Annotated in this window: 4 protein-coding genes; 2 read left to right on the forward strand and 2 right to left on the reverse strand. The window is 59.3% G+C overall.

Features of this window, described 5'->3' with window-relative positions; genetic code table 11:
• Window positions 1-90: 90 nt before the first annotated feature.
• Window positions 91-1020 (reverse strand): AraC family transcriptional regulator, encoded by a 930-nt coding sequence (locus tag QMX93_RS30375; protein WP_212543919.1) that lies wholly within the window; start codon window positions 1018-1020, stop codon window positions 91-93.
• 370 nt (window positions 1021-1390) lie between these two features.
• Between QMX93_RS30375 and QMX93_RS30380 the strand changes: the two genes are divergently transcribed.
• Window positions 1391-1744 carry an antibiotic biosynthesis monooxygenase family protein gene (locus QMX93_RS30380; RefSeq protein ID WP_159812559.1) on the forward strand — a complete coding sequence of 118 codons (354 nt, stop codon included), beginning with the start codon at window positions 1391-1393 and terminating at the stop codon, window positions 1742-1744.
• A 43-nt stretch (window positions 1745-1787) separates the two neighbouring features.
• On the forward strand, window positions 1788-2030 hold the full coding sequence (locus tag QMX93_RS30385; RefSeq protein WP_053123283.1) for a hypothetical protein: 243 nt from the start codon (window positions 1788-1790) through the stop codon (window positions 2028-2030).
• Between the two features lie 4 nt (window positions 2031-2034).
• Here QMX93_RS30385 and QMX93_RS30390 read toward each other — a convergent pair whose 3' ends face one another.
• The gene (locus tag QMX93_RS30390; RefSeq protein ID WP_282359289.1) at window positions 2035-2664 is read right to left on the reverse strand and encodes a flavin reductase family protein; all 630 of its coding nucleotides are present in this window, start codon (window positions 2662-2664) and stop codon (window positions 2035-2037) included.
• Window positions 2665-2821 lie beyond the last annotated feature (157 nt).

The raw sequence follows: 2821 nt of genomic DNA on the forward strand, positions 1-2821 counted from the left end.
CGGCTCACTCCTACATTGGGCGGGTGTACACCTGACCCTGTAGGAGTGAGCCTGCTCGCGATAGGGTTGTAAGCCCAATGACATTCCGGATCAGACCGACAGCCGCAACCGCGCCAAATCCCGCAACGGCGGCGCCCCAAACAACCGACTGTACTCGCGGCTAAATTGCGACGGACTCTCATACCCCACCCGATACCCCGCCGCTGAAGCCTCCAGCCCCTCCGCCAGCATCAACCGTCGCGCCTCCTGCAAGCGCAGCTGCTTTTGATACTGCAGCGGACTCATCGCCGTCATCGCCTTAAACCGGTGATGCAAGGTCGACACGCTCAGGTTCACTTCTTTGGCCAGATCATCAATGCGTAACGGCTGCTCAAAGTTGCCGTTGAGCCATTTGATCGCCTGGCTGATGCGATGGCTCTGGCTGTTGGCAATCGCGATCTCATACAGCCGATGACCCTGCGGACTGCGCAAAAGACGATAGAGAATCTCCCGACGAATCAGCGGCGCGAGCATGGCGATGTCTTTTGGTGCGTCGAGCAAACGCGCCAGACGCAGCACCGCGTCGAGCATCGAACTGTCGATTTTTTCCACGTACAAGCCACGTCCGGTCGGCCGCGTCGGTACGCCCATCGGCCCGGCGTCGGCGATCAGTGCGGTGATTTCCGCCGGATCAATATCGAGGCGCACGGCGAGGATCGGCTCCTCCGGCGACACGTTAACCACGCGCCCGCTCAGCGGCATCGAAACCGACACCACCAGATAATTCAGCGGGTCGTAATTGAAGTACTCGTCGGCCAGCCGCACCTCTTTGCGGCCCTGCGCCATGATGCACAGCGCCGGTTGCGCGAGCACCGGGGCAAAGTCGTGGGATTTGGTGTGGCGTGACATAAACAGCGAACCGATGGCGGTCTCGTAACTGCCGTCGTCGGTGGTGTTGCGGCGGATGATCGCCGCCAGTTCCGCGCGCTGTTTTTCCATGTCAGCGCTGGGTTCGGCTTGAAAACGATCGAATGACGTCATGCACGGCATCCTCGGCAAGGGAGGTGGAATGGAGCAGAGCATATGTTTGTGCAAGCGCGAGCGGTAGACACATCCTGCGAAATGCTTGCCTGATTCTGCATCGCGATATTCCTCAATCATGACGCGACGCCGGACTGTAGGAGCTGCCGCAGGCTGCGATCTTTTGATTGTTGTCTTTAAGGTCAAAAGATCGCAGCCTGCGGCAGCTCCTACAGGGGAGCGGGCATCTGCGATGCTTTGGGCAAGTCTCGCAGGATTGTGCAACGCGGCGGCAGGAATCGACTAACGGCACTCAGCGCCTGGCCCTTAACCTTTGATCCTGTCGCAGCCCGTCCCCCGGCTGCCACGCGACTCCCTGGGAGGGTTGAACATGTCCAAGCAGATTCCCGTCAGTCATATGGCCTTCGTCCGGGCGCGCGCCGGGCGTTCGGCGGAACTCGGTGTACGCCTGAGCGCGTTGATCGAACCGTCCCGCGCCGCCCCCGGTTGCCTGAGCTTTGCCTTGCAGCATTCGCAGTGTGATCCCGAGTTGTGGCTGGTCTCCGGGTTCTGGAGTAATCAGCAAATGATGACCGCATATTTCAACAGCCCGTCGATGGGTATCTTCGCCGAGCTGGTGCAGGAACTGGTGGTCAACAGTCTGGATTTCCACACCTTCAAAGACGTCTCGGCGGCACAAGCGCTCGGCCAATCTCCGGCAGCGGTACACAAACTCGTCGGTTGAGGGTTTAATGTCCGGCTTAATTGACTGAGCCAGGACTTGCGACATGGCACGTAAAGAGTTCGAACACTTCGAAGCAGTATCCGCAGTCGTCCCCGTCGAACTGGGTGGCAACAAGGGCTATTACGCGGCAATCGCGGTCAAGGCCCTGGTCGATGGCGGTGCACCACGCTTTCACAAACTGCTGAATGACCAGGTCTTCCCCGGCGCCATCGCCGCCGATGAGGCTGCCATCAATGAGCTGGATAACCTCAAAGGCGTCACCGAAGAAGCCGAGTTGATTTGGTAACGCGTTACTTGTTTGCGCCCGGACGCCACATCTTGAACAGGGCTTCAGGCCCCAACTGGAAGTAATCCGCCGGCCCGCCGCCGCGCAGAATCGGTTCTGCCGCGGCGGTGTCGTAGATGCCGTCCTTCAATAGCCATTTGGCGATATGCACGGCGACCACTTCGCCGAGGATCAGCCAGCTCGGCACCGTTTCGCCATCAGCACGCTGCAACTGAATGATCTGCGTAACCTTGCACTCGAAGGACACCGGGCTTTCGGCCACACGCGGCACCGTAATCACCTTCGACGCAACAGTCGTTAGTCCCGCCAATTCAAACTCGTTGACCTCAGGCGCGACCATCGCGCAGCTCTGGTTCATCTGCTCGGCCAACGGGCGCGTGGCGAGGTTCCAGACGAATTCGCCGGTCTGCTCGATGTTGTTCAGGCTGTCTTTGCGCCCGACGCTGGAGAAGCCAATGATCGGCGGAATGTAGTTGAACGCGTTGAAGAAACTGTACGGCGCCAGATTGAGTTGGCCGTTGGCATCCTGCGAGGAAATCCAGCCGATCGGGCGCGGGCCGACGATGGCGTTGAACGGATCGTGCGGCAGGCCGTGGCCATTGGCGGGTTCGTAGAAATGGATGTCATCGGGCATGGCGGGGGGATCCTGAGGCTAGGTTTTGAATGAGCCCATAGTGCAAGGCAGCCCCACATATTTCCAGCCAAACAAAAATCCATTGTAGGAGTGAGCCTGCTCGCGATAGCGGTGTGTCAGTCACATCAATGTTGACTGATGAAACGCTATCGCGAGC

Origin of the sequence: Pseudomonas sp. PS01303 (assembly GCF_029959385.1) — a bacterium.
Lineage (GTDB): Bacteria > Pseudomonadota > Gammaproteobacteria > Pseudomonadales > Pseudomonadaceae > Aquipseudomonas > Aquipseudomonas rustica.